This is a genomic window from Streptomyces olivaceus (assembly GCF_000721235.1).
Taxonomy (GTDB): Bacteria; Actinomycetota; Actinomycetes; order Streptomycetales; family Streptomycetaceae; genus Streptomyces; species Streptomyces olivaceus.
The window spans coordinates 163,559-188,022 of sequence record NZ_JOFH01000015.1 but is presented as its reverse complement, the minus strand read 5'-3'; the positions used below and the strand labels follow the sequence as shown (position 1 = coordinate 188,022).

At 72.0% G+C, this 24,464-nt stretch carries 22 protein-coding genes; 6 read left to right on the top strand and 16 right to left on the bottom strand.

Going from position 1 to position 24,464, the window contains the following annotated elements; genetic code table 11:
• Positions 1-44: 44 nt before the first annotated feature.
• Positions 45-407 carry an ArsR/SmtB family transcription factor gene (locus IG94_RS0118565; RefSeq protein WP_031037655.1) on the bottom strand — a complete coding sequence of 121 codons (363 nt, stop codon included), beginning with the start codon at positions 405-407 and terminating at the stop codon, positions 45-47.
• A gap of 118 nt (positions 408-525) precedes the next feature.
• On the opposite strand from IG94_RS0118565, the gene IG94_RS0118560 reads away from it, so the two are divergent.
• Together IG94_RS0118560 and IG94_RS0118555 are read left to right on the top strand one after the other, a co-directional pair.
• Entirely contained in the window at positions 526-2,436 is a 1,911-nt protein-coding gene (locus tag IG94_RS0118560) for a heavy metal translocating P-type ATPase (protein ID WP_031037651.1), read from the top strand.
• Between the two features lie 79 nt (positions 2,437-2,515).
• A complete protein-coding gene (locus IG94_RS0118555; protein ID WP_275949141.1) occupies positions 2,516-4,018 on the top strand; it encodes an AlkA N-terminal domain-containing protein in 1,503 nt (500 codons plus the stop codon).
• 30 nt (positions 4,019-4,048) lie between these two features.
• Here the strand turns inward: IG94_RS0118555 and IG94_RS0118550 are convergent, their stop codons facing one another.
• Complete coding sequence (locus IG94_RS0118550) at positions 4,049-5,245, bottom strand: RNA-guided endonuclease InsQ/TnpB family protein (RefSeq protein WP_031037645.1); 1,197 nt, start codon at positions 5,243-5,245, stop codon at positions 4,049-4,051.
• Between the two features lie 174 nt (positions 5,246-5,419).
• Between IG94_RS0118550 and IG94_RS0118545 the strand changes: the two genes are divergently transcribed.
• On the top strand, positions 5,420-5,902 hold the full coding sequence (locus tag IG94_RS0118545; RefSeq protein ID WP_031037642.1) for a methylated-DNA--[protein]-cysteine S-methyltransferase: 483 nt from the start codon (positions 5,420-5,422) through the stop codon (positions 5,900-5,902).
• 76 nt (positions 5,903-5,978) lie between these two features.
• Here the strand turns inward: IG94_RS0118545 and IG94_RS0118540 are convergent, their stop codons facing one another.
• Positions 5,979-6,473: an NUDIX domain-containing protein gene (locus IG94_RS0118540; RefSeq protein WP_031037639.1), complete on the bottom strand. Its 495-nt coding sequence runs from the start codon at positions 6,471-6,473 to the stop codon at positions 5,979-5,981.
• A gap of 190 nt (positions 6,474-6,663) precedes the next feature.
• Here IG94_RS0118540 and IG94_RS0118535 point away from each other — a divergent pair, with 190 nt between their 5' ends.
• Complete coding sequence (locus tag IG94_RS0118535) at positions 6,664-7,806, top strand: glycerate kinase (protein WP_043483941.1); 1,143 nt, start codon at positions 6,664-6,666, stop codon at positions 7,804-7,806.
• Between the two features lie 91 nt (positions 7,807-7,897).
• Here IG94_RS0118535 and pssA read toward each other — a convergent pair whose 3' ends face one another.
• The 9 genes from pssA to IG94_RS0118490 all read right to left on the bottom strand — a co-directional run bounded on the left by pssA (position 7,898) and on the right by IG94_RS0118490 (position 18,873).
• Entirely contained in the window at positions 7,898-8,716 is an 819-nt protein-coding gene (pssA, locus tag IG94_RS0118530) for a CDP-diacylglycerol--serine O-phosphatidyltransferase (protein WP_031037634.1), read from the bottom strand.
• 22 nt (positions 8,717-8,738) lie between these two features.
• Positions 8,739-9,395, bottom strand: a complete 657-nt coding sequence (locus tag IG94_RS0118525) for a phosphatidylserine decarboxylase (protein WP_031037632.1) — start codon at positions 9,393-9,395, stop codon at positions 8,739-8,741.
• A gap of 170 nt (positions 9,396-9,565) precedes the next feature.
• Positions 9,566-10,780: an acyl-CoA dehydrogenase family protein gene (locus tag IG94_RS0118520; protein WP_031037630.1), complete on the bottom strand. Its 1,215-nt coding sequence runs from the start codon at positions 10,778-10,780 to the stop codon at positions 9,566-9,568.
• A gap of 2 nt (positions 10,781-10,782) precedes the next feature.
• Positions 10,783-11,295, bottom strand: coding sequence for a MaoC family dehydratase (locus tag IG94_RS0118515; RefSeq protein WP_031037627.1), 513 nt, complete (start codon positions 11,293-11,295; stop codon positions 10,783-10,785).
• A 5-nt stretch (positions 11,296-11,300) separates the two neighbouring features.
• A complete protein-coding gene (locus IG94_RS0118510; RefSeq protein ID WP_031037624.1) occupies positions 11,301-12,275 on the bottom strand; it encodes an HpcH/HpaI aldolase/citrate lyase family protein in 975 nt (324 codons plus the stop codon).
• A complete protein-coding gene (locus IG94_RS0118505; protein WP_031037621.1) occupies positions 12,272-14,299 on the bottom strand; it encodes a protein meaA in 2,028 nt (675 codons plus the stop codon). Before IG94_RS0118505 ends, IG94_RS0118510 begins: the two co-directional genes overlap by 4 nt.
• A gap of 10 nt (positions 14,300-14,309) precedes the next feature.
• Positions 14,310-15,653 carry a crotonyl-CoA carboxylase/reductase gene (gene ccrA, locus IG94_RS0118500; RefSeq protein WP_043483982.1) on the bottom strand — a complete coding sequence of 448 codons (1,344 nt, stop codon included), beginning with the start codon at positions 15,651-15,653 and terminating at the stop codon, positions 14,310-14,312.
• A gap of 342 nt (positions 15,654-15,995) precedes the next feature.
• The gene (locus IG94_RS0118495) at positions 15,996-16,811 is read right to left on the bottom strand and encodes a TetR family transcriptional regulator (protein ID WP_078892344.1); all 816 of its coding nucleotides are present in this window, start codon (positions 16,809-16,811) and stop codon (positions 15,996-15,998) included.
• Between the two features lie 256 nt (positions 16,812-17,067).
• The gene (locus tag IG94_RS0118490) at positions 17,068-18,873 is read right to left on the bottom strand and encodes a 3-hydroxyacyl-CoA dehydrogenase family protein (RefSeq protein WP_031037611.1); all 1,806 of its coding nucleotides are present in this window, start codon (positions 18,871-18,873) and stop codon (positions 17,068-17,070) included.
• Between the two features lie 374 nt (positions 18,874-19,247).
• Here IG94_RS0118490 and IG94_RS0118485 point away from each other — a divergent pair, with 374 nt between their 5' ends.
• Complete coding sequence (locus tag IG94_RS0118485; protein WP_031037608.1) at positions 19,248-19,841, top strand: adenylosuccinate lyase; 594 nt, start codon at positions 19,248-19,250, stop codon at positions 19,839-19,841.
• Between the two features lie 86 nt (positions 19,842-19,927).
• Here the strand turns inward: IG94_RS0118485 and IG94_RS0118480 are convergent, their stop codons facing one another.
• From IG94_RS0118480 to IG94_RS0118465, 4 genes are all read right to left on the bottom strand, one after another.
• Positions 19,928-20,431 (bottom strand): GNAT family N-acetyltransferase, encoded by a 504-nt coding sequence (locus IG94_RS0118480; RefSeq protein ID WP_031037606.1) that lies wholly within the window; start codon positions 20,429-20,431, stop codon positions 19,928-19,930.
• Between the two features lie 44 nt (positions 20,432-20,475).
• Positions 20,476-20,874, bottom strand: coding sequence for a RidA family protein (locus IG94_RS0118475; RefSeq protein WP_031037603.1), 399 nt, complete (start codon positions 20,872-20,874; stop codon positions 20,476-20,478).
• Positions 20,875-20,932: 58 nt separating this feature from the next.
• On the bottom strand, positions 20,933-22,513 hold the full coding sequence (locus IG94_RS0118470; RefSeq protein WP_031037601.1) for an alpha/beta hydrolase: 1,581 nt from the start codon (positions 22,511-22,513) through the stop codon (positions 20,933-20,935).
• Between the two features lie 193 nt (positions 22,514-22,706).
• On the bottom strand, positions 22,707-23,753 hold the full coding sequence (locus tag IG94_RS0118465; RefSeq protein WP_031037598.1) for an Rv2578c family radical SAM protein: 1,047 nt from the start codon (positions 23,751-23,753) through the stop codon (positions 22,707-22,709).
• Between the two features lie 159 nt (positions 23,754-23,912).
• Between IG94_RS0118465 and IG94_RS0118460 the strand changes: the two genes are divergently transcribed.
• Complete coding sequence (locus IG94_RS0118460; protein ID WP_031037594.1) at positions 23,913-24,356, top strand: SRPBCC family protein; 444 nt, start codon at positions 23,913-23,915, stop codon at positions 24,354-24,356.
• The last annotated feature ends 108 nt before the right edge of the window (positions 24,357-24,464 follow it).

Here is a 24,464-nt window from a genome sequence, read left to right as displayed (position 1 = left end):
AGCAGAAGAAGCGAGCGGGGGACAGGAGGGGAAGGGCGGCGCCGTCAGCCGGCGGCGTCGCTGATCCCCAGCCGCAGGTGCTCGACGTGGAACACGGCCTGGTCGAGCAGCTCGGCGACGTGGTGGTCGTGCAGGGCGTAGACCACCGAACGCCCCTTGCGCTCGCCGACCACCAGGCCGAGGTTGCGCAGCAGCCGCAGCTGGTGCGAGCAGGCCGACTGCTCCATGCCCACCTCCGCCGCCAACTCGGTCGCGGGAAGCGGACCTTCGCGCAGCCTGGCCAGGATCAGCAGCCTGGACGGGGTGGACAGGGCCTGGAGGGTCGTGGCGACCTTCGCGACGTTGTCCGCGTCCAGTCGCACCCGCTCGGCGGCGTCCTGCGCGGTGGTGACGGCTCCGTGACCCATGCGGTCATCTTACGCACCGGCCCGAGCAGCTCCTGAACGAACGTCCGACCCCTCGAACCGAACCCCTAACCGAATGAACGAATGAACGAGTCTTCATGTGTTCCTGTATGGTCGGCGCGTGTCCACGACCCTCGCCACCGTGCCCGCGCCCGTGCCCGCCGCCCCCGCGCCCGGGCGCCGCACCCGTGTCCTCGCCCTGGCCGAGGCCCGCTGGGCGCTCGCGTCCCTCCTGGCCTTCCTCGCGGCCCTGCCCCTCGACCTCGGCTCCGCCCCCGCCTGGACGTACGGCCCGCTGTACGCGTTCGCCTACGCCGCCGGCGGCTGGGAGCCCGCCCTCGAAGGGCTGCGGGCGCTGAGCGGGAAGACCCTGGACGTCGACCTGCTGATGATCGTGGCCGCCCTCGGCGCCGCCTCCATCGGCCAGGTCCTCGACGGCGCCCTGCTGATCGTCATCTTCGCCACCTCCGGCGCCCTGGAGGCCCTGGCCACCGCCCGCACCGCCGACTCCGTACGCGGCCTGCTCGACCTCGCCCCCACCACCGCGACCCGGGTGCGCGACGGCCGCGAGGAGACCGTCCCGACCGCCGCACTCGCCGTCGGCGACACCGTCCTGGTCCGCCCGGGGGAGCGGATCGGCGCCGACGGCACGGTCCTGGACGGGACCGGCGAGGTCGACCAGGCCACCATCACCGGCGAGTCGGTGCCCGTCCTCAAGCGCCCCGGCGACGACGTCTTCGCCGGGACCGTGAACGGCACCGGCGCCCTGCGCGTCCGCGTCGGCCGCGACCCCGCCGACTCGGTCATCGCCCGCATCGTCACCCTCGTCGAGGAGGCGTCCCGCACCAAGGCGCCGACGCAGCTGTTCATCGAGAAGATCGAGCAGCGCTACGCGGTCGGCGTGGTCGCCGCCACCCTCGCGGTCTTCGGCATCCCGCTCGCCCTCGGCGCCGACCTCACGGACGCCCTGCTGCGCGCCATGACCTTCATGATCGTCGCCTCGCCCTGCGCGGTCGTCCTCGCGACGATGCCGCCCCTGCTGTCCGCCATCGCCAACGCGGGCCGGCACGGCGTCCTGGTGAAGTCGGCGGTCGCCATGGAGCGCCTCGGCGCGATCGACACCGCAGCCCTCGACAAGACCGGCACCCTGACCGAGGGCGCCCCCGAGGTGACCGCCGTACGCCCGGTGTCCGCTCCCGGCTCCGCGCCCCGCCTCGACGCGGACGGCCTCCTGGCCCTGGCCGCGTCGGCCGAGTACCCCAGCGAGCACCCGCTGGCCCGCGCGATCGTGAGCGCCGCCCGCGGCCGGAACCTGCCGATCGCCGCCGCCCGGGACTTCACCGCGAGCCCGGGCCGCGGAGTCACGGCGCTCGTCGACGGCCACCGCGTCCACGTCGGCCGGGCCGACACGCCCGAGGGCGCCGAGACCACCGTCCGGGTCACCCGCGACGGCGTCCTCCTCGGCACCCTCGCCCTCACCGACCGCCTCCGTGCCGACGCCGCCCCGGCCACCGCCGCGCTCACCGCCCTCACCGGCACCGCCCCCGCCCTCCTCACCGGCGACCACCCGGCCGCCGCCGCCCGGGTGGCCGAGGCGACCGGCATCACCGACGTCCGCGCCGACCTGCTGCCCGAGGACAAGGTCGAGGCCGTACGGGAAGGCGAGCGGGCCGGCCGCAAGGTGCTCTTCGTCGGCGACGGCGTCAACGACGCCCCCGCGCTGGCCGCCGCGCACGCCGGTGTCGCCATGGGCCGGGCCGGTTCCGACCTGGCCCTGGAGGCCGCCGACGCGGTCGTCGTGCGCGACGAGCTGACGGCCGTGCCCGCCGTCGTACGCCTCTCGCGGCGGGCACGCCGGCTGGTGCTGCAGAACCTCGTCGTCGCCGGTGCCTTCATCACCGTCCTCGTCCTGTGGGACCTGATCGGCCACCTGCCGCTGCCGCTCGGCGTCGCGGGCCACGAGGGCTCGACCGTACTGGTCGGCCTCAACGGTCTGCGGCTGCTGCGCGAGTCGGCCTGGCGCCAGGAGTGATCCGCAGGAGGCCAGCAAGCGCGACATCCACGTCGCATTCCCGCCAGCCGGAGCCCGCCGCGCGCGCCATCCTGGAGACATGCAGACGGGAATGCACACCGACACCGAGCGCTGCGTGCGCGCCGTCCGGTCGAAGGACGCGCGCTTCGACGGCTGGTTCTTCACGGCCGTCCTGACGACCGGGATCTACTGCCGCCCCAGTTGCCCCGCGGTACCGCCCAAGCCCGGGAACATGACCTTCCACCCGAGCGCGGCGGCCTGCCAGCAGGCCGGGTTCCGGGCGTGCAAACGCTGCCGCCCGGACACCAGCCCCGGCTCGCCCGAGTGGAACGTGCGCGCCGACCTCACCGCCCGCGCCATGCGCCTGATCGCCGACGGCGTCGTGGACCGCGAGGGCGTCCCCGGCCTCGCCGCCCGCCTCGGCTACAGCACCCGGCAGGTCGAACGCCAGCTCCTCGCGGAACTGGGCGCGGGGCCCCTCGCCCTCGCCCGCGCGCAGCGCGCCCAGACCGCCCGGCTGCTGATCGAGACCACCCCGCTGCCGATGGCGGACATCGCCTTCGCGGCCGGTTTCGCCTCCATCCGCACCTTCAACGACACGGTCCGCGAGGTCTACGCACTCTCCCCGAGCGAGCTGCGCACCCGCGTCCCCAAGGCCCGACCCGCCGGCACCACGGCCGTCGGCACCACGGCCGCCGGCACCCTCCTGCTCCGGCTCCCGTTCCGCGCCCCGCTCAACCCCGACAACCTCTTCGGCCACCTCGCCGCCACCGCCGTCCCGGGCGTGGAGGAGTGGCGGGAGGGCGCGTACCGGCGCACCCTGCGCCTCCCGTACGGTCACGGCATCGTGGCCCTCACCCCGAACCCCGACCACATCGCCTGCCGCCTCACCCTCGGCGACCCGCGCGACCTGACCGTCGCCATCAGCCGCTGCCGGCGGCTGCTCGACCTGGACGCCGACCCGGTGGCGGTCGACGACCAGCTGCGCGCCGACCCGCTGCTCGCGCCGCTCGTCGACAAGGCCCCCGGCCGGCGCGTGCCGCGCACGGTGGACGAGGCGGAGTTCGCCGTACGTGCCGTACTCGGCCAGCAGGTCTCCACCGCCGCCGCCCGCACCCACGCCGCCCGCCTGGTCGCCGCGCACGGCGAGCCGGTGGACGACCCCGAGGGCGGCCTGACCCACCTCTTCCCGTCCACCGGGGCACTGGCGGCGGTGGACCCGGAGACCCTGGCGATGCCGCGCACCCGCCGCACCACCTTCACCACCCTCGTCGCCCACCTGGCCGACGGCTCGGTCAACCTGGGCGTCGAGTGCGACTGGGCCGAGACCCGCGCCCGGCTCCTCGCCCTCCCCGGCTTCGGCCCCTGGACCGCCGACGTCATCGCCATGCGCGCCCTCGGCGACCCCGACGCCTTCCTCCCCACCGACCTCGGCATCCGCCGCGCCGCCGGCGAACTGGGCCTGCCCTCCACCCCGGCCGCGCTCACGGCCCGCGCGTCGGCCTGGCGGCCCTGGCGGGCGTACGCCGTCCAGTACCTGTGGGCGACCGACAGCCACCCGATCAACTTCCTGCCCGTTTGACTTCCTCCCCCTCCTGGAGGAGGGGGGTTCCTACGGCTTGCGCCGTGGGGTTTCCTGCTTCACCGACGACTGCCCGCCCGGAGTACTCCGTTGAGGTCTTACACCGTCTCCACAGGCTGTTGCCGTCAGCCCGACGGCCAGGATGTTCTTCGCCGCGTTCACGTCGCGGTCATGGACGGTGCCGCAGTCGCACGTCCACGTGCGGATGTTCAGCGGCATTTTGCTCTGCAAGGTGCCACAGGCGGAGCACAGCTTGCTGGAGGGGAAGAAGCGGTCGACGGCGATCACCTCACGGCCGTACCACTGGGCCTTGTACTCCAGCATGCTCCGGAACTCCGACCACGCGGCATCGGAGATCGCACGGGCGAGCTTGTGGTTCTTGACCATGTTGCGGACGCTCAGGTCCTCGATCACGAGCGTTTGGTTCTCACGCACGAGTCGGGTGGTCAGCTTGTGCAGGTGGTCACGCCTGCGGTCGGCGATGCGGGCGTACACCTTGGCGGCGCGACGCCGGGCCTTGGCCCGGTTGGCGGAGCCCTTCTGCTTCTTCGCCAGGTTCCGCTGGGCGCGAGCCAGCCGGACCCGGTCACGGCGTTCATGCCGGGAGTTGGCGATCTTCTCTCCGGTCGACAGGGTCAGCAGGGTGGTGAGCCCCGCGTCGATGCCGACCGTCGCGTTGGCCGGCGCAGGCATGGCCGGCTTGTCGTCGCACAGCATCGAAGCGAACCAGCGGCCCGCCGCGTCCTGGGACACCGTCACCGTGGACGGGATCGCCCCCTCGGGGAGGGGCCGCGACCACACGATGTCGAGGGGGTCGGTCATCTTCGCGAGGGTCAGTCGGCCGTCACGGAACCGGAACCCGGAGGTCGTGTACTCGGCGGACTTGCGGGACCTCTTCTTCGACTTGAAACGCGGGTACCTGGCCCGCTTGCCGTAGAAACCGGCGAACGCCGCCTGAAGGTGCCGCAGGCACTGCTGGAGCGGTACCGAGGAGACGTCGTTGAGGTACGCCAGCTCGTCGGTCTTCTTCCACGCCGTCAGCATGGCCGAGGTTGCGTTGTAGTTCACGCGCTCCTGCCGCGTCCACGCCTCGGTGCGGGCGGCGAGCGCCAGGTTGTAGACCTTCCGCACGCACCCGAACGTGCGCGACAGCTCCGCCGCCTGCGCATCCGTCGGGTAGAAGCGGTACTTGAACGCCCGCTTCACCTGGTTCGCGGTCACGCTCACAAACTAGCGTGACTGCGTGTGAAGATCAAACCTGCTGGGTCAGAGCACGGTCTCCCGCCCCGGGGGAGAAACCCCGCTCCTTGCCCTGCTCTGCAGGAGTCCGTTTCCTCACCGCCCTGAAGGGCGGACTATCCACGGAGGTATCCGATGAAGAACCCCCTCAGAGGGTGCACCGTGAAGCAGCACACCGTGATCGACAGTCCCTACGGAGCCCTCACCCTCGTCGCCGAGGACGGCGTCCTGTGCGGCCTCTACATGACCGACCAGCGCCACCGCCCGCCTGAGGAGTCCTTCGGAGCCCGCGACGAACGCCCCTTCGCCGGGGCCGAGGAGCAACTGGAGGCCTACTTCGCAGGCGAACTGAAGGAGTTCGGCCTGCCCCTGCGCCTGACCGGAACGCCCTTCCAGCGCACGGTCTGGGACCAGCTCCGGAAGATCCCGTACGGCGAGACCCGCACCTACGGCCAACTCGCCGACGCCCTCGGCAACCCGGCCGCCTCCCGCGCGGTGGGCCTCGCCAACGGACGCAACCCGATCGGCATCGTCGTCCCGTGCCACCGGGTCATCGGCGCGAGCGGCGGTCTCACCGGCTACGGCGGCGGCCTGGAACGCAAGCAGCGCCTGCTGGACTTCGAACGGGGCTCGGCACTGTTCTAGACGGTCGACGCCGGGGCCCGGCGCTGTTCCGGGGCCGTCGGGCGTGGTCCAGGGCTGCCGGGCGTGGCGCGACGGGTCACCGGTCGACGCGGACGCCGTTCTCCAGCTCGGCCGTTCCCGATCCGTCCGCCAGCACGTCCAGCGCGGCCAGCACCCGGCCGTGCAGCGTGCCGAGCAGGTGGTCGCCCAGGTCCTCACGCGGCACCAGCTTCCAGGACAGCAACTCCTCCTCCTGCAGCCGGACCGCCCTGAGGTCGTCCTCGGACAGGACCCCGCCGTCGTAGAGGTACGCCACGAGCGGCGGCCTGCCCACACCGTGCACCCAGTCCACCGCGAGCAGCCTCCCGAGCCGCACGTCGAGGCCGATCTCCTCGACGGTCTCCCGCCACGCGCCCCGCCGTGGGGTCTCCCCGTCCTCGGACTCGATCGTGCCGCCGGGCAGCGCCCACCCCTTGCGGTAGTTGGGCTCGACGAGCAGCACGCGCCCCCGGGCGTCCCGGAAGACCGCGGCGGCTCCGGCGAGGACGCGGGGGAGGCCGGCGATGTAGGCGGCGTAGTCGGCAGTGGTCATCCCGGAAGCGTAACGAGCGGGCGGCCCGCGACGGGCACGCGACCCGGCGGGGCGGGCGGACGGCCGGTTCCACGGTGTGGGCGGGGGCATGACGGCGTGGGCGTCCTGCGGTTAGGGTCGCAGCGGCGCGACTGCCTTGACGTGCGCAAGGCCCGAAGAGCAAGGGGAGATCAAGGTGGCTGACGCTGCTGTGGACGGGACCCGCCGGGTGCTCGTCGCCGCGGACAAGTTCAAGGGATCGCTGACGGCCGTCGAGGTCGCCGAGCGGGTCACGGCCGGACTGCGCCGCGTCGTGCCGGACGTCCGGGTGGAGGCGCTGCCCGTGGCCGACGGCGGTGACGGCACGGTGGCCGCGGCGGTCGCGGCCGGGTTCGAACGCCGTGAGGTGCGGGTCGCCGGCCCGCTCGGTGACGAGGTGACGGCGGCGTACGCCCTGCGCGAGGGCACCGCCGTGGTGGAGATGGCTGAGGCCAGCGGACTGCACCGGCTGCCGGGCGGGGTCCTCGCACCGCTCACCGCGTCCACCCGCGGCTCGGGCGAACTGCTGCGGGCCGCGCTGGACGCCGGGGCGCGGACCATCGTCTTCGGGGTCGGCGGCAGCGCCACCACGGACGGGGGCGCCGGAATGCTGGCCGCGCTGGGCGCCCGGTTCCTGGACGCGGACGGCCGGCCCGTCGCGCCCGGCGGCGGTGGCCTCGCCCGGCTCGCCTCGGCCGACCTGTCAGGTCTCGACCCGCGGCTGGCGGACGTCGAGCTGGTGCTCGCGAGCGACGTGGACAATCCCCTGACGGGACCGAAGGGCGCCCCGGCGGTCTACGGCCCGCAGAAGGGCGCCTCGCCGGACGACGTGACGGCCCTCGACGCGGCGCTCGGGCACTTCGCGAAGGTGCTGGAGGGGACGGAGGGCGTGGGCGCGCGGGCCGCCGGGTACGCCGCGTCCCCCGGTGCGGGGGCGGCGGGCGGCATCGGGTTCGGCGCGATGCTGCTGGGCGCCCGGTTCCGGCCCGGCATCGAGGTGATGCTGGACGTGCTGGGCTTCGCGCCGGCGCTGGAGCGGGCGGACCTGGTGATCACGGGGGAGGGCTCGCTGGACGAGCAGACCCTGCACGGCAAGGCCCCGGCGGGCGTCGCGGCGGCGGCGCGGGCGGCGGGCAAGGAGGTCGTCGCGGTCTGCGGGCGCCTCGCGCTGCCGGCGGCGGCGCTGGGGCGGGCCGGGATCCGGCGGGCGTACCCGCTGACGGACGTGGAGCCGGACGTCGCGAAGTGCATCGCGGACGCGGGGCCGATCCTGGAGCGGGTGGCGGAGGCCGTCGCGCGGGACTTCGTCGCGTAGGGAGCCCCCGGCAGAGGCCCGCACCGGCGCCGGGCGCGGAAAAACAACAGGGCCCCGAACCCACCCGGGTCCGGGGCCCTGCAAGACACCGCTACGGCAACTGCGCCGCCCGCGCCTCGCGCCGATTGTCACGGAAATTGTTCACCCTGCGAGCGGTCGCGAACAGCGGGATCACCGCGCCCATCACCAGCTGCAGCGCACACCCCGTCTGCAGCAGCAGCTGTCCGCTCGGGGCATCGAAGGCCCAGCCCGCCAGCAGCCCCATCGACAGGACGATCCACGACAGCATCGCCACCGCGAGGCGCCCCCGGGGCTTCGGGTACTCGACCCGGCTCACCATCAGCCAGGCCGTGCCGATGATGGCGAGCAGCGTCGCCACGAAGGGCAGTTCGAGCAGGACGATCGACACGACCGTCAGCGCGCCGAACGGCGACGGCATGCCCTGGAAGGTGCCGTCCTTGACGGTGACGCAGGAGAACCGCGCGAGCCGCAGCACCACCGCCAGGAGCACCACGATCGCCCCCACCGCCGCCACCCGCTGGTAGGCGTCGTCCGCGACCATGCCGTAGACGAGGACGAAGTACGCCGGCGCGAGGCCGAAGCTGATCAGGTCGGAGAGGTTGTCCAGCTCCGCGCCCATCGGCGAGCTGCGCAGCTTGCGGGCGACCAGGCCGTCGAACAGGTCGAAGATCGCCGCGCACAGCATCAGGATGACCGCGGTGGCCGCGCTGTGCCGGGCCATGCCCGACTCGTCGCTGCCCATGAGATGGGGGATGAGGATGCCGGTGGTGGTGAAGTACACCGCCATGAAGCCGCACGTGGCGTTGCCCAGGGTGAGCGTGTCCGCTATCGAAAGGCGGAGCGAGAGCGGCATCTCCTCCTCGTCGTCCACCTCGTCGGCCTCCGGCACCCATCCGGTCTGTGTCTGTGGATCAATCACGGTCAATTCGAGTCACCCCAGCCACCGTCTTCTGACCCACCTCGACATCGACCTCCACGCCCTCGGGCAGGTACAGGTCGACGCGGGAGCCGAAGCGGATCAGACCGACCCGGTCGCCCTGCTCGACCTTGGTGCCCTGCGGCACGTACGGGACGATGCGGCGGGCGACCGCGCCGGCGATCTGGATCATCTCGATGTCGCCGAGCTCGGTGTCGAAGTGCCACACGACGCGCTCGTTGTTCTCGCTCTCCTTGTTGAAAGCGGGAACGAAGCCGCCCGGCACGTGCTCGACCGACGTCACCGTGCCCGACAGCGGGGCGCGGTTCACGTGGACGTTGAGCGGGCTCATGAAGATCGCGACGCGGGTGCGGCCGTCCTTCCACGGCATGATGCTCTGCACCACTCCGTCGGCGGGCGAGATGACCCGGCCGCGGGTGATCTCGCGCTCGGGGTCGCGGAAGAACCACAGCATTCCCGCCGCGAGCGCGGTGGCGGGGACGGCGACGGCCTTGGCGGCGCCGGAACGGCGGGCGCGCAGAAGGCTGACGGCTGCGGTGGCGACGGTCGGCAGAAGCCACGGCGAGGCTCCGCGCGCGAGGCGTACGCCGGTGAGGCTGTCGCGGGGTGCAGAGGTTTGGCTGTGGGGCATGGATGACCTTCGTAGCGGATGATGCCGCGCTCTGACGGGGGACGGCGGCTTTCCGGCGATCGTAGCGGCTTCCTGCCGCAACTGGGTAAGCCAGGAAGCCGAGTCGGCGGCCGAACACTGCATACGGGGTGTGACCTTCTTCTCCAAGAAAACACCCCGTATCCGGACATCTAACCCTGGAATCGATACTCTTCGAGCAGCCGGCGGCCGATGATCATTTTCTGGATCTCGGCGGTGCCTTCCCCGATGAGCAGCATCGGTGCCTCGCGGTAGAGGCGCTCGATCTCGTACTCCTTGGAGAAGCCGTACCCGCCGTGGATCCGGAAGGCGTCCTCCACGACCTCTTTGCAGTACTCGGAGGCGAGGTACTTGGCCATCCCCGCTTCCAGGTCGTTTCGTTCGCCCGAGTCCTTTTTGCGTGCGGCGTTCACCATCATCGCATGCGCCGCCTCCACCTTGGTAGCCATCTCCGCCAGCTTGAACTGGATGGCCTGGTGCCGGGCGATCTGCTTGCCGAAAGTGTGACGCTGCTGGGCGTACCGGACGCCGAGTTCGAAGGCACGCTGAGCGACGCCGCAGCCACGGGCCGCCACATTGACGCGCCCGACCTCGACACCGTCCATCATTTGGTAAAAACCTCGTCCGGTGGTGCCGCCGAGCACCCGATTGGCCGGAATGCGCAGGCCGTCCATGATGAGCTCGGTGGTGTCGACGCCCTTGTAGCCCATCTTGTCGATCTTGCCGGGGATGGTCAGGCCCGGACGGACCTCGCCGAACCCGGGCTCCTTCTCCACCAGGAAGGTCGTCATCGACCGGTGGGGGGCGGCGGCCGCCTCTTCCGGGGAGTGACCCTCGTCACTTTTCACCAGTACGGCGACCAGCGAGGACGTACCGCCGTTCGTCAGCCACATCTTCTGGCCGTTCAGGACGTACTCCTCGCCGTCCCGCACCGCCTTCGAGGAGATCGCCGAGACGTCGGAGCCCAGCGCCGGCTCGGACATCGAGAACGCGCCCCGGACGTCGCCCGCGGCCATCCGGGGCAGGAAGTGGTCCTTCTGCTCCTCGGTGCCGTGCTGCTTGAGCATGTACGCCACGATGAAGTGGGTGTTGATGATGCCGGACACCGACATCCAGCCGCGGGCGATCTCCTCCACGCACAGGGCGTAGGTCAGGAGCGACTCGCCCAGGCCCCCGTACTCCTCCGGGATCATCAGGCCGAACAGGCCGAGTTCCCTCAGTCCGTCGACGATGTCCTGCGGGTACTCGTCCCGGTGCTCCAGCTCGGTGGCGACCGGGATGATCTCCTTGTCCACGAAGTCCCGGACGGTGGAGAGGATCTCCCGCTGGACGTCCGTGAGGCCGTGGGTCTGGGCGAGGCGGCTCATCTCTACTTCCCCTGTTCCTTCAGCTCGGGCCGGCCGGGCTGCTCGCCGCCGCGCTCCTCGGTGTACGTCGCGGTCGGCACCATCACCTTGCGGCGGAAGACGCACACGAGCGTGCCGTCCTGCTTGTACCCCTGGGTCTCGACGTGGACGATGCCGCGGTCGTCCTTGGACTTCGACCGCCACTTGTCGAGCACGGTCGTCTGGCCGTAGAGCGTGTCGCCGTGGAAGGTCGGCGCCACGTGCTTGAGCGACTCGATCTCCAGGTTGGCGATCGCCTTGCCGGACACGTCCGGCACGGACATGCCGAGCAGCAGCGAGTAGATGTAGTTGCCGACCACCACGTTCTTGCCGAAGTCCGTCGTCTTCTCGGCGTAGTTGGCGTCCATGTGGAGGGGGTGGTGGTTCATGGTGAGCAGACAGAACAGGTGGTCGTCGTACTCCGTGACCGTCTTCCCCGGCCAGTGCTTGTAGACCGCCCCGACCTCGAACTCCTCGTAGGTGCGTCCGAACTGCATGGCCCTCAGCCCTCCGGGATCTCGAACTTCGACGTGCGCCGCAGACCGGCCGCGCGCCCCTTGCCGGAGACGACCAGCGCCATCTTGCGGCTTGCCTCGTCGATCATCTCGTCGCCGAGCATCGCCGAGCCCTTCCTGCCGCCCGCCTCGGACGTGTAGTAGTCGTACGCGTCCAGGATCAGCTCGGCGTGGTCGTAGTCCTCCTGGGACGGCGAGAAGATCTCGTTGGACGCCTCGACCTGGCCCGGGTGCAGGACCCACTTGCCGTCGAAGCCGAGGGCGGCGGCGCGCCGGGCGACCTCGCGGTAGCCGTCCACGTTGCGGATCTGCAGGTAGGGGCCGTCGATCGCTTGGAGGTCGTTGGCGCGGGCGGCCATCAGGATCTTCATCAGGATGAAGTGGTAGGCGTCGGCGGGGTAGCCGGGCGGCTGCTCGCCCACGACCAGGGACTTCATGTTGATGGACGCCATGAAGTCGGCCGGGCCGAAGATGATGGTCTCCACGCGCGGGGAGGCCTCGGCGATCTCGTTGACGTTGTTCAGGCCCCGCGCGTTCTCGATCTGCGCCTCGATGCCGATCCGGCCGACCTCGAAGCCCATCGTCTTCTCGATCTGGGTGAGGAGGAGGTCGAGCGCGACGACCTGCCGGGCGTCCTGGACCTTCGGGAGCATGATGCAGTCCAGGTTCGGGCCCGCGCCCTCCACCACCGTCACCACGTCGCGGTACGTCCACTCGGTCGTCCAGTCGTTGACGCGCACGACGCGGGTCTTGCCGGTCCAGTCGCCCTCGTTGAGGAACTTGACGATCGTGTGCCGCGCCTCCGGCTTGGCGAGCGGCGCGCAGGCGTCCTCCAGGTCGAGGAAGACCTGGTCCGCCGGGAGGCCCTGGGCCTTCTCCAGGAAGCGCGGGTTGGAGCCCGGTACGGCCAGGCAGGAGCGCCGGGGGCGGAGCCGGTCGACCTGTGGGGCGGGGCTGGTCATGCGGAGACCTCCAAGGGGTCGAGCTTGTTCGCGTTCCGGATCTCGTCGACGATCCGGCCGATGATGCCGGTGATGTCGAAGTCCTTCGGGGTGAAGACCGCGGCCACTCCCGCGGCCCGCAGGTCCTCCGCGTCACCGTTCGGGATGATGCCACCGGCGATCACCGGGATGTCTGTGGCACCGGCCACACGGAGCCGCTCCAGGACGTCCGGCACGAGCTGTGCGTGCGAGCCGGACAGGATGGACAGGCCCACCGCGTGCACGTCCTCCGCGAGGGCGGCGTCCACGATCTGCTCCGGGGTGAGCCGGATGCCCTGGTAGACCACCTCGAACCCGGCGTCGCGGGCGCGCACGGCGATCTGCTCGGCGCCGTTGGAGTGGCCGTCCAGGCCGGGCTTGCCCACCAGGAAGCGCAGCTTGCCGACGCCCATCTCCTTGGCGGTCAGCTCCACCCGGCGGCGCACTCCGGACAGGGCCGAGCCCTCCTCGGCGGTGACCGCGACCGGCGCCGCGGACACGCCGGTCGGCGCCCGGAACTCGCCGAAGACCTCGCGCAGCGCCCCCGCCCACTCGCCGGTCGTGGCGCCGGCCCGGGCGCACTCCAGGGTGGCCTCCATGAGGTTGTCGGTGCCGCGCGCGGCCTCCTTCAGCTTCTCCAGGGCCTTGCAGGGCCGCGGGTGGTTGAAGGGCGGCTGGTACCGCGTGTCGCGCCAGTTCTCCAGGGCGGCGACGACCCGGGCCTCCACCGCCGGGTCGACCGTCTCGATCGCGGTGTCCAGATCGGCGGTCAGCGGGCTGGGCTCGGTGCCCTCGAAGGCGTTGACCCCGATGATCCTCTCCTCGCCGGACTCGATCCGGGCCCGGCGTTCGGCGTGCGAGGCGACCAGCTGGGACTTGAGGTAGCCGGACTCGACGGCGGCCATCGCGCCGCCCATCTCCTCGATGCGCCCGATCTCCGCGGACGCCGCCCCGACCAGCTCGTCGACCTTCGCCCCGATCACCTTCGAGCCCTCGAAGATGTCCTCGTACTCCAGCAGGTCGCTCTCGTGCGCCAGCACCTGCTGGATCCGCAGCGACCACTGCTGGTCCCACGGGCGGGGCAGCCCCAGGGCCTCGTTCCAGGCCGGCAACTGCACGGCACGGGCGCGTGCGTCCTTCGAGAGGGTCACGGCCAGCATCTCGAGGACGATCCGCTGGACGTTGTTCTCCGGCTGCGCCTCGGTCAGGCCCAGGGAGTTGACCTGGACGCCGTAGCGGAAGCGGCGGTGCCTGGGGTTCTCGATGCCGTACCGCTCACGGGTGACGCGGTCCCAGATCCGGCCGAAGGCGCGCATCTTGCACATCTCCTCGACGAACCGGACGCCCGCGTTCACGAAGAAGGACATCCGGCCGACCACGTCGCCCATGCGCTCCTCGGGCACCTGGCCGCCGTCGCGCACCGCGTCGAGCACGGCGATCGCGGTGGACATCGCGTACGCGATCTCCTGCACCGGCGTGGCGCCCGCCTCCTGCAGGTGGTAGCTGCAGATGTTGATCGGGTTCCACTTGGGGAGGTGGGAGACCGTGTACGCGATCATGTCGGTCGTCAGGCGGAGCGACGGGCCCGGCGGGAAGACGTGCGTCCCCCGGGACAGGTACTCCTTGACGATGTCGTTCTGCGTCGTGCCCTGGAGCCTGGTGAGGTCCGCGCCCTGCTCCTCGGCGACGACCTGGTAGAGGGCCAGCAGCCACATGGCGGTGGCGTTGATGGTCATCGAGGTGTTCATCTGCTCCAGGGGGATGTCCTGGAGCAGCCGGCGCATGTCGCCGAGGTGCGCGACCGGCACGCCGACCCGGCCGACCTCGCCGCGGGCGAGGACGTGGTCGGAGTCGTAGCCGGTCTGGGTCGGCAGGTCGAAGGCGACGGACAGACCCGTCTGCCCCTTGGCGAGGTTGCGGCGGTACAGCTCGTTGGAGGCTTCGGCCGTGGAGTGACCGGCGTAGGTGCGCATGAGCCACGGCCGGTCCTTCTGACGATCGGTCACGCGGCGCTCCTCAGATGTTCCGGAAGCGGTTGATGGCATCGACGTGCCGCGCGCGGGTCTCCGGGTCCCGCACGCCAAGGCCCTCCTCCGGCGCCAGGCACAGCACGCCGACCTTGCCCTGGTGGAGGTTGCGGTGGACGTCGTACGCGGCCTGCCCGGTGTCCGCCAGGGAGTACACCTTGGAGAGCGTCGGGTGGATCTTCCCCTTGGCGATGAGGCGGTTGGCCTCCCAGGCCTCGCGGTAGTTGGCGAAGTGCGAGCCGATGACGCGCTTCAGGGACATCCACAGGTAGCGGTTGTCGTACTCGTGCATGTAGCCCGAGGTCGAGGCGCAGGTGGTGATGGTGCCGCCCTTGCGGGTGACGAAGACGGAGGCGCCGAAGGTCTCGCGGCCGGGGTGTTCGAAGACGATGTCGATGTCCTCGCCGCCGGTGAGTTCGCGGATGCGCTTGCCGAAGCGCTTCCACTCCTTGGGGTCCTGGGCGTGCTCGTCCTTCCAGAACCGGTAGCCCTCGGCGCTGCGGTCGATGATCGCCTCGGCGCCCATCGCCCGGCAGATGTCCGCCTTCTGCGGCGAGGAGACCACACAGATCGGGTTGGCGCCGCCCGCGAGGGCGAACTGCGTGGCGTACGAGCCGAGTCCGCCGCTCGCGCCCCAGACCAGGACGTTGTCGCCCTGCTTCATGCCGGCGCCGTTGCGCGAGACGAGCTGGCGGTACGCGGTGGAGTTGACCAGTCCGGGAGCGGCGGCCTCCTCCCAGCTGAGGTGGCCGGGCTTGGGCATCAGCTGGTTGGACTTGACCAGCGCGATCTCCGCGAGGCCCCCGAAGTTGGTCTCGAAGCCCCAGATGCGCTGCTCGGGGTCGAGCATCGTGTCGTTGTGGCCGTCGGACGACTCCAGTTCGACGGAGAGGCAGTGCGCGACGACCTCGTCGCCCGTCCGCCAGGCGTTGACGCCCGGGCCGGTGCGCAGGACCACGCCCGCGAGGTCGGAGCCGATGACGTGGTACGGCAGGTCGTGGCGCCGGGCGAGATCGCTGACCCGGCCGTAGCGCTCGAGGAACCCGAAGGTGGACATCGGCTCGAAGATCGAGGTCCACACCGAGTTGTAGTTGACCGAGGAGGCCATGACGGCCACCAGGGCCTCGCCCGGGCCCAGCTCCGGCAGCGGCACCTCGTCCAGGTGGATCGACTTGCGGGGGTCCTTGTCACGGGTTTCGAGGCCCGTGAACATCTCCGTCTCGTCCTTGTGCACGGTGATCGCGCGGTACGACTCGGGGAGCGGCAGAGCGGCGATGTCGGCCGGCGTGGAGTCGGGCGACTGGATCGCGTCCAGGATGTCCTTCACGGTCACGGTGTTGCCTCCGGCGGTGAGCGCCCTGAGCAAGGAGCGCTGAGGATTGCGTCGGTGCTGTTGAGGTGAGGGTGGATGCCTGTGACGCAGGCGTTCGGGCGCGCAGGGGATGAGGTGCGGGGACAGCCCGGACACCTTCAACGTATGACACCGCGTGTCACCTCGCAAGGCACTGAGTGCCAGAAACTGATCTCAAATGAATTCTTTACCCGACAGATGAGCGATGATCGATCGAATCATCTCCCGCCAGGGGTGGAAAAGGGGCATCGACATGCAAAAACGGCCACCCGGTGGGTGGCCGTCGTCACGGTGCGGAAGTCCGTCGCAGTGCGGAAGTCCGGGTCAGCGTTGCCTGAGCGCCTGCTCGATGGTCCGCATGACCTCGTGCAGCGGTGCGTCGGTACGCGCGACCGTCACCAGTACCTCGTCCTGCACGGAGGCGGAGGGGATGTCGGCCCGGCCCGGGGACGCGGTGCTGCGGCCCGCTCCGATGCCCGTCCCGAAGGTCCTGCGGACGATGGCGAAGGCGTGGTCGAGCTGCGCCTCCACGTCGCCCTGCCCGTCGGCCCGCAGCCAGCGCCGCAGCACGTGGTTGTGGGCGGTGACCACGGCGGACGCGGCCACCTCCGCCAGCAGCGGGTCGTCGTTGGCGTCGTCGTCGTGCGCGTGCTCGTCGAAGTGGCCGAGCAGATAGCGGGTGAAGAGGCGCTCGTAGCGGGCCACCGACGCGATCTCCGCCTCGCGCAGGGTGGGTACCTCGCGCGTCAGCTTGTAGCGGGCGACCGAGATCTCCGGCCGGGCCGCGTACATCTTCATGACCTCCTTGATGCCCCGGCACACCGTGTCGAGCGGATGCTCGTGCGCGGGCGCCGCGTTGAGCACCGACTCGGCGCGCACCAGCGTGTCGTCGTGGTCCGGGAAGATCGCCTCTTCCTTGGAGCGGAAGTGGCGGAAGAAGGTACGCCGGGCCACCCCCGCGCGGGCCGCGATCTCGTCGACGGTCGTCGCCTCGTACCCCTTGGTCGCGAACAGCTCCATGGCCGCCGCCGCCAGCTCCCGGCGCATTCTGAGCCGTTGGGCGGCGGCTCGGCCGCCGGCCGCGCGCTCCGGTGCGTCGGACGTGGCTGGTGTACGTGAGGACCTGGCGGGCTGGGGCATGACCCGAACGTACTGCATGTGTGCGAGGTCGTGCGCGTGACCGGGCATTCCCCCGTCCGCACGGGGCGGGCCGGACCCGCCGGCCCGGGGCGGGGGAGACCCGGACGGGCGGGACGCGGGGGAACCGGGTGGGCAGGGTGAGGGAGACTCTGCCGCGCGGGGCGGAGGAGACCCGGCCGCGCGGGGCGGGGGAGGGCCGGAGGGGTCCAGCAGCCCGCCCCAGTCCTCCGCCGGCCCGAACCGGTCGCCCGGCCGTTCAGCGGCGGGCATGTTCTCGGAAGCCGCGGCCCGTCTTCCGGCCGAGGCAGCCCGCGGCCACCAGGTGCTCCAGGAGCGGCGCCGGGGCCAGTCCCGGATCGCGGAACTCCCGGTGCAGCACCTTCTCGATCGCCAGCGAGACGTCGAGACCGACCACGTCGAGCAGTTCGAACGGGCCCATCGGATAGCCGCCGCCCAGCTTCATCGCGGCGTCGATGTCGTCGAGCGTCGCGTAGTGCTCCTGCACCATCTTGACCGCGTTGTTGAGGTACGGGAACAGCAGCGCGTTCACGATGAACCCGGCCCGGTCGCCGCAGTCCACGGCGTGCTTGCGCACCTTCGCGCAGACCTCGCGGACGGTGGTGTGCACGTCGTCGGCGGTCAGCACCGTGCGGACCACCTCCACCAGCTTCATCGCCGGGGCCGGGTTGAAGAAGTGCATGCCGATCACGTCCTGCGGGCGCGAGGTGGCGCGGGCGCAGGCGACGACCGGCAGCGAGGAGGTGGTGGTGGCCAGCACCGCGCCGGGCTTGCAGACCTTGTCCAGCACGGCGAACAACTGCCGCTTGACCGCCAGGTCCTCGGCCACGGCCTCCACGGCCAGGTCCACGTCGGCGAAGTCGTCGTAGGACCCGGTCGGCGTGATCAGCTCCAGCGTCCGCGCGGCCGCCTCGGCGGTCGTCCGCCCCCTGTCGACCGACCGGGACAGGGACGCGCCGATCCGGGCCCTGGCGGCCTGCGCCTTCTCCGCGCTGCGGGCGGCGAGTACCACCTCGTACCCGGCCTTGGCGAACACCTCCGCGATGCCCGACGCCATGGTGCCGGAGCCCGCGACGCCGACCCTGCGGACCGGACGGCCGGCGACCGGGGCGCCGTCGTCGCGCGGCGTGCGGGCGTCCGGCACGACGACCGGGCTGCCGGGCGCCTCGTAGGTGTAGAAGCCCCGGCCCGCCTTGCGCCCCGTCAGACCGGCCTCGCTGAGCTGCCTGAGGATCGGCGCGGGGGCGTGCAGGCGGTCGCGGGAGGCCGCGTACATCGCCTCCAGGACCGTGCGCGCGGTGTCCACGCCGACCAGGTCGAGCAGGGCCAGCGGCCCCATCGGCAGGCCGCAGCCGAGCCGCATCGCCGCGTCGATGTCCTCGCGGGAGGCGTAGTTCGCCTCGTACATCGCGGCGGCCTGGTTGAGGTAGCCGAACAGCAGGCCGTCCGCGACGAACCCGGGCCGGTCGCCGACCGCGACGGGCTCCTTGCCGAGGTCCTGCGCCAGGTCGGTGACCGCCGCGACGGCGGCCGGCGCGGTCAGCACCGAGGAGACGACCTCGACCAGTCTCATCGCCGGGGCCGGGTTGAAGAAGTGCAGGCCGAGCACCCGCTCCGGGCGGGCCGAGTCCGCGGCGAGCCGCGTGACGGACAGCGCGTTGGTGCCGGTCGCCAGGATCGCCTCCGGGCGCACGATCCCGTCCAGCTCCCGGAAGACCTGCTGCTTGCTCTCGTACGACTCCGGAACCACCTCGATCACCAGGTCGGCGCCGGCCGCGGCGCGCAGGTCGGTGGAGGTGCGGACGCGGGCGAGGGCGTCGGCGCGCTCCTCGGCGGTGAGGCGGCCGCGCTCGACGGCGCGGGCCGTGGAGGACTCCAGCACGGCGAGCGCCTTCGCGGTCTGCGCCTCGCCGACGTCGATGCCGACGACGTCGCGCCCGGCCCTGGCCAGGACCTCGGCGATGCCGGTGCCCATGGTGCCGAGGCCGACCACGGCAACGGTCCGCAGCGGGGACGGGGAGATGTCGGACGGGGGAGTGGCCATCGCGGGACTCCAGAGAATGAGGGTGACGACGGGACACGCCCGGGTGCGCGGCGAGGCGCACCGGGTGCGTGGAGAAGAGGGAATGCGGGTGGTGCCGGGCCGCATCGCGCACACGCCCGGTGCCGTCGCGGAGGGCGTGCGACACGCCCGCCCGGCGGCCTGTGACCGGCCCTGTCCCGAGGCCGGGTCCCGGTGCGGTACCCGAGGTACCGGACCGACTGCCCTCCCGGCGGCCGCGTCACCAGACCACCGTGAGGGTGCAGCGGGAGGATGTCCCGCTCGTCTGAGATTAACTCGCGGGTAACGAGCGCGCCAGCCCCCGGTGTTCGTGATGTAGGTCCCAGACCCGGTGTGACGCCTCTAACCTCGGGGGCATGGACGAAGAGTTGCGATCGCTCACGGAGCGTTTACGGGCCGAGTCGGCGGCGTCGGGCGTTCCGGGTGCCCCGGCGGCGTGCGACCGTCTCGTGGCGAGTGGGGACCACGACGAACTGGCCGGAGTGCTCACCGAGCCCGGACATCCGCTCTGGGCCCGGGAACTGGCGGCCTTCCGGCTCGGGATCGCGGGGGACCGGCGGGCCTTCGAGTCGCTCGTACTGCTGCTCAACCACCGCGACCCACCGCGCTGCGCCTCGGCCGCGTACGCCCTCGCCCGTCTCGGCGACCCCCGCACCGCCCGGGCCGCCGCCGCCCTCGCCACCAACGAACTGCGGGTCGCCTACGCCCTGCACCCGGTGCGGCTGCTGGTGGAACTGCGGGCCCCGGAGGCGGTGCCCGCGCTGATCACCACGCTGGAGCGGCGGCTGCGCCCGCGTGATCCCTACCGGCGCGTGGCACTGGCCTGCGTCGAGGGCCTCGGCACCCTCGCCGACGACCGCGCGGCGCCCGTCCTGAACGACGCCCTGGCCCACCCGGCGCTGGCCGAGGCGGCGGTGAGGGCACTGGACCGCATCCCGGGGCAGCGGTGAACGGGGCAGCGGTGAAGGGCCGATCGCGGTTCGCGCGGCGGCGCTGGCGGTGACGGACCGGTCGCCGTCGGGGCGGTGACGGGCCGTCAGCCGGGCAGTGGTCGCGCGTACCGGACCTCGGGCACTGCCACGCCCCGCACCTCGAAGGACTCCTCGGCGCCGTCGGGGCGGAAGCCCGACCGCTCGTAGAAGCGCCGGGCGCGGGCGTTGCCCCGGAGCACCCACAGGAGCATGCGGGGGTGCCCGGCGGCCCCGCAGCGGCCTACCGCCTCCCCGAGCAGGGCCCGCCCGACGCCCGCGCCGAACCGCCCGGTGTCGACGTAGAGCGCGTACAACTCGGCGTCCGCGGTGCGCAGCTCTCCGTCGCGGTAGGGGCCGTGGGCCGCCCAGCCCACGACCCGGCCGTCGTCGTCCTCGGCGACCAGGTTCACCACGCCCTCCGCGGCGCGGGCGAACGTCGCGCGGCGCCGCTCGGCGTCCTCGGCGGTGTCCATCGCGTCGAGGTACGGCTGCGGCACCAGTCCCGCGTAGGCCGACTGCCGGCCCCGGACGCGGATCCGGGACACCCGCTCGCAGTCCGCGAGGGCCATCTCCCGCACCCGCGGACCGGCCCCCGCCCCCGCCCGCGCGCCGCTCACGGGGCCACGACCGCGAAGGCCTCTGTCTCCATCAGGAACTCCGGCCGGACCAGCGCGCCCACCTGCACCGCCGAGGCGGCCGGCAGCCGGTCGTCGGACAGGTGCGCGGCGCGGGCCGCGCGGATCGCGCCCATGTGCGCCATGTCGGTGACGAAGTAGGTCAGCTTCACCACGTCGTCGAAGGTCGCTCCGGCCGAGGCCAGGCACCGGCGCAGGTTCTCGAACACCTGGCGGGCCTGGGCCGCGGCGTCGCCCTCGCCGACCACCCTGCCGTCCGCGTCCAGCGCGAGCTGCCCCGAGACGGCCACGAACCGCCCGGTGCCGAGGACGACATGGCTGTACTGCGCGGCGGGCGCGACGCCCTCGGGGGCGGTGATCCTGGTCAGCTCACTCATGCGTCCATCGTGGACCACGGCACTGACAACGCCCCCGAGGGGCCCGGCGCAGGGGAGGTCAGCCGCGGAAGCCGAGCAGCCCGTGCAGGGCCGAACCGCGCGAGGACGTGGAGGCCGCCTTGGACTGGAGCGGCTCGGGGTCCGGCAGTGCCGGGCAGACGGCGTCGGCCGTGCCGCCGTCGCCGCGCGGCACCGTGCCGTCCGCCAGATAGGCGGCCAAGTGCTCATCGAGGCAGGCGTTCCCGCTCAGCGTGATGCCGTGGTTCCCGCCGCCGTCCTCCACCACGAGGCCGGACCCGCGCAGCAGCTGGTGCGCGGCGACGCCGCCCTCGTACGGCGTGGCCGCGTCGCCGGTCGCCTGGAAGAGCAACGCCGGAGGCAGCTCGCGGTTGGCGACGTCCACCGGCTGCCGCGAACGGGCGGGCCAGAAGGCGCACGGCGCGTTGTACCAGGTGTTGTTCCACACCATGAAGGGCGCCTTCCCGTACAGGCCCCAGCTGTCGTCGCGCCACTCGTCCCAGTCGCGCGGCCAGCTCGCGTCGCGGCACTGCACCGCGGTGTAGACGCTGTAGCCGTTGTCCCCCGAGGCGTCCAGGGCTCCGAAGTCCTCGTACGCCTCGACGAGCGGCCCGGCGTCGTCGTCGACGGCGTACGCCGCGAACGCCTCGGCCAGGTAGGGCCAGTAGCCGTTGTAGTAACCGCCGGGCAGATACGTGTCCTCCAGCTCGGAGGCGCCGACCTTCCCTCCGGCGGGCTTCTTCGCCAGCGCCGTCCGCATGGCGTACCACGCGGCCTCGACCCGCTCCGGGTCGGTGCCGAGGCCGTACGCCGCGTCGTGCTCGGCGACCCATGCGAGGAACGCCCGGTGGCGGTCGTTGAAGGCGAGGTCCTGGTTGAGGTTGGCGTCGTACCAGACGTCGTCCGGGCCGACGACGGAGTCGAGGACCAGCCGGCGCACCCGGTCCGGGTGCAGCTTGGCGTAGACGGCGCCCAGGTACGTGCCGTACGAGTAGCCGAAGTAATTGATCTTCTCCGCACCGAGCGCCGCGCGGATCGCGTCCACGTCCCGCGCGGCGCCGACCGTGTCGATGTACGGAAGTACGTCCGCGTACTTGTCGCCGCAGGCGCCGGCGAAGGACCTCGCGCGCGCGAGGTTGGCCTGCTCGACGTCCGGCGTGTCCGGCAGCGAGTCCGGGCGCACCGGGTCGAAGTGGCCCGGCACGCAGTCCAGCGCCGGGCTGCTCTTCCCCACGCCGCGCGGGTCGAAGCCGATGACGTCGTACTGGGCGGCCACCTTCGCGGGCAGCGAGGACGCCACGAACCCGGCGAGCGTCCGTCCGCTGCCGCCGGGGCCTCCCGGGTTGACCAGCAGGGGGCCCTGGTACGTCCCGGCGGTGTGCGGGACGCGCGACAGCGCCAGCGTGATCTGCCTCCCGCGCGGACGCGCGTGGTCGAGCGGCACCTCGAGGGACGCGCACTGGAGGGTGGGGTAGTCGTCCGTGGCGCACTTCTTCCAGCGCAGGTCCGCCGTGGGCGCGGCGGACGCCTGGCGCGGTCCGTTCGCTTCGGCGGGGACGGCCGCGACACTCCCGGCGGCGATGACGGCGGCGCCGCACAGCACGGCTGCGCGTTGTCTCATGGCGTTCTCCCAGGACTCCCGGAACTCCCGGGACGGATTCCCAGGACGGCGGGGCTGCGGTCCGCGCGGGTCGCGGTCCTCGCCGGATCGTCCCGGGGAGCACCGGCGGAAGAACACGAGCTGTCGATACTTGACCCAATTGGGCCGGAAGATGCCCTCCAATGCCCTGTGCTGCCCGGTAGTCCTCACGCCCTCACAGCAGCGAGAGCTGGACCGGATCGGCGGGCGCGGCTCCGGGCGGCTGCGAGGAGTCCGGTTCCGCGATCCGCCGCGGCATCCCCGCGCGCGCGGGCCCGATGCCGTACTCGCGGGCCAGGTCGTGCACCTGGCGCGTGATCCGGCGCTGGTACCACTTCGGGGCATAGGCGCCGTCCGCGTAGAGCCGCTCGTAGCGGCGCACCAGGTGCGGGTGGTGCCGGCCGAGCCAGGCCATGAACCACTCCCGTGCGCCCGGCCGCAGGTGCAGCACGAGCGGTGTCACCGAGGTGGCCCCCGCGGCGGCGATCGCGCGCACCGTGGCCCTGAGCCGGTCCGGCTCGTCGCTGAGGAACGGGATGACCGGCGCCATCAGTACACCGCAGCCGATGCCGTGCTCGCCGAGGACGCGGACGACCTCCAGCCGGCGTTCCGGTGCGGGCGTGCCCGGCTCCACGGTGCGCCACAGCTCCGTGTCGGTGAAGCCGACCGAGACCGAGATGCCCACGTCGGTCACCCGTGCCGCCCGCGTGAGCAGGTCCAGGTCGCGCAGGATCAGCGTGCCCTTGGTGAGGATCGAGAACGGGTTCGCGCGCTCGGTGAGCGCCTCGACGATGCCCGGCATCAGCCGGTAGCGGCCCTCCGCGCGCTGGTAGCAGTCGACGTTGGTGCCCATCGCCACGTGTTCGCCCTGCCAGCGGTGCGAGGCCAGCTGGCGGCGCAGCAGTTCGGGCGCGTTCACCTTGACGACGATCTGGGAGTCGAAGCCGAGCCCCGTGTCCAGGTCCAGGTAGCTGTGCGTCTTGCGCGCGAAGCAGTACACGCACGCGTGCGTGCAGCCCCGGTAGGGGTTCACCGTCCACTCGAACGGCATGCGGGACGCCCCCGGCACCCGGTTGAGGATCGAGCGGGCCCGCACCTCGTGGAAGGTGATGCCTCTGAACTCGGGCGTGTCGAAGGTACGGGTGGTCACCGCGTCCGCGCCGAACAGCGCGGGGTCGGCCGCCCGGGCGTGGTCGGAGTCCGTGAGGTTCTCCCAGCGCATTGACGCCTCCTCGGTAGCACTGCCCACACAATAGAACACTTGTTCCCTTGATCGTGCGGGGCAGTCGTGCGGGGCCGCTTCACGCCCCCGGATTTGGTGGCGTGGCGGCGGGGTGGTTGGCTTGCCCCGAACCCGAGAACCAGGCCCTGGAGGGACCCGATGGCGCAGGTCGAGGCGGAGACGGAACGGATCGTCGCGGCGGACGCGGAGACGGTGTTCGACACCCTTGCCGACTACGGCGGCACCCGCGAGAAGCTGCTGCCCGAGCACTTCAGCGAGTACGAGGTCCGCGAGGGCGGCGACGGCGAGGGCACCCTCGTGCACTGGAAGCTCCAGGCCACCAGCAAGCGCGTCCGCGACTGCCTGCTGGAGGTGACCGAGCCGGCCGACGGCGAGCTGGTCGAGAAGGACCGCAACTCCTCCATGGTCACCACCTGGCGGGTCGTGCCGGCGGGCGAGGGCAAGTCCCGGGTCTCCGTCCACACCACCTGGCAGGGGGCCGGCGGCGTCGGCGGCTTCTTCGAGAAGACCTTCGCGCCCAAGGGCCTGGCCCGGATCTACGACGCGATGCTCGTCAAGCTCGCCGCCGAGGTCGAGAAGTAGCCGCTTCCGCCAAGTGGCAGACGCGGGGCGGCCGTTGGTCGCCTCACCGGTTCGAGTGATCTCCGCGCGAACCTGCCGCGTTTCCGTAACTCATCGCACTTGTTCGCA

Bases quoted from the DNA above. Each gene is read 5' to 3' on its own strand.
- IG94_RS0118565 (WP_031037655.1), bottom strand. From the start codon at position 407: ATGGGTCACGGAGCCGTCACCACCGCGCAGGACGCCGCCGAGCGGGTG.
- IG94_RS0118555 (WP_275949141.1), top strand. From the start codon at position 2,516: ATGCAGACGGGAATGCACACCGACACCGAGCGCTGCGTGCGCGCCGTC.
- IG94_RS0118540 (WP_031037639.1), bottom strand. From the start codon at position 6,473: ATGACCACTGCCGACTACGCCGCCTACATCGCCGGCCTCCCCCGCGTC.
- IG94_RS0118525 (WP_031037632.1), bottom strand. From the start codon at position 9,395: ATGCCCCACAGCCAAACCTCTGCACCCCGCGACAGCCTCACCGGCGTA.
- IG94_RS0118520 (WP_031037630.1), bottom strand. From the start codon at position 10,780: ATGAGCCGCCTCGCCCAGACCCACGGCCTCACGGACGTCCAGCGGGAG.
- IG94_RS0118515 (WP_031037627.1), bottom strand. From the start codon at position 11,295: ATGCAGTTCGGACGCACCTACGAGGAGTTCGAGGTCGGGGCGGTCTAC.
- IG94_RS0118510 (WP_031037624.1), bottom strand. From the start codon at position 12,275: ATGACCAGCCCCGCCCCACAGGTCGACCGGCTCCGCCCCCGGCGCTCC.
- IG94_RS0118495 (WP_078892344.1), bottom strand. From the start codon at position 16,811: ATGCCCCAGCCCGCCAGGTCCTCACGTACACCAGCCACGTCCGACGCA.
- IG94_RS0118490 (WP_031037611.1), bottom strand. From the start codon at position 18,873: ATGGCCACTCCCCCGTCCGACATCTCCCCGTCCCCGCTGCGGACCGTT.
- IG94_RS0118485 (WP_031037608.1), top strand. From the start codon at position 19,248: ATGGACGAAGAGTTGCGATCGCTCACGGAGCGTTTACGGGCCGAGTCG.
- IG94_RS0118480 (WP_031037606.1), bottom strand. From the start codon at position 20,431: ATGGCCCTCGCGGACTGCGAGCGGGTGTCCCGGATCCGCGTCCGGGGC.
- IG94_RS0118475 (WP_031037603.1), bottom strand. From the start codon at position 20,874: ATGAGTGAGCTGACCAGGATCACCGCCCCCGAGGGCGTCGCGCCCGCC.
- IG94_RS0118470 (WP_031037601.1), bottom strand. From the start codon at position 22,513: ATGAGACAACGCGCAGCCGTGCTGTGCGGCGCCGCCGTCATCGCCGCC.
- IG94_RS0118465 (WP_031037598.1), bottom strand. From the start codon at position 23,753: ATGCGCTGGGAGAACCTCACGGACTCCGACCACGCCCGGGCGGCCGAC.
- IG94_RS0118460 (WP_031037594.1), top strand. From the start codon at position 23,913: ATGGCGCAGGTCGAGGCGGAGACGGAACGGATCGTCGCGGCGGACGCG.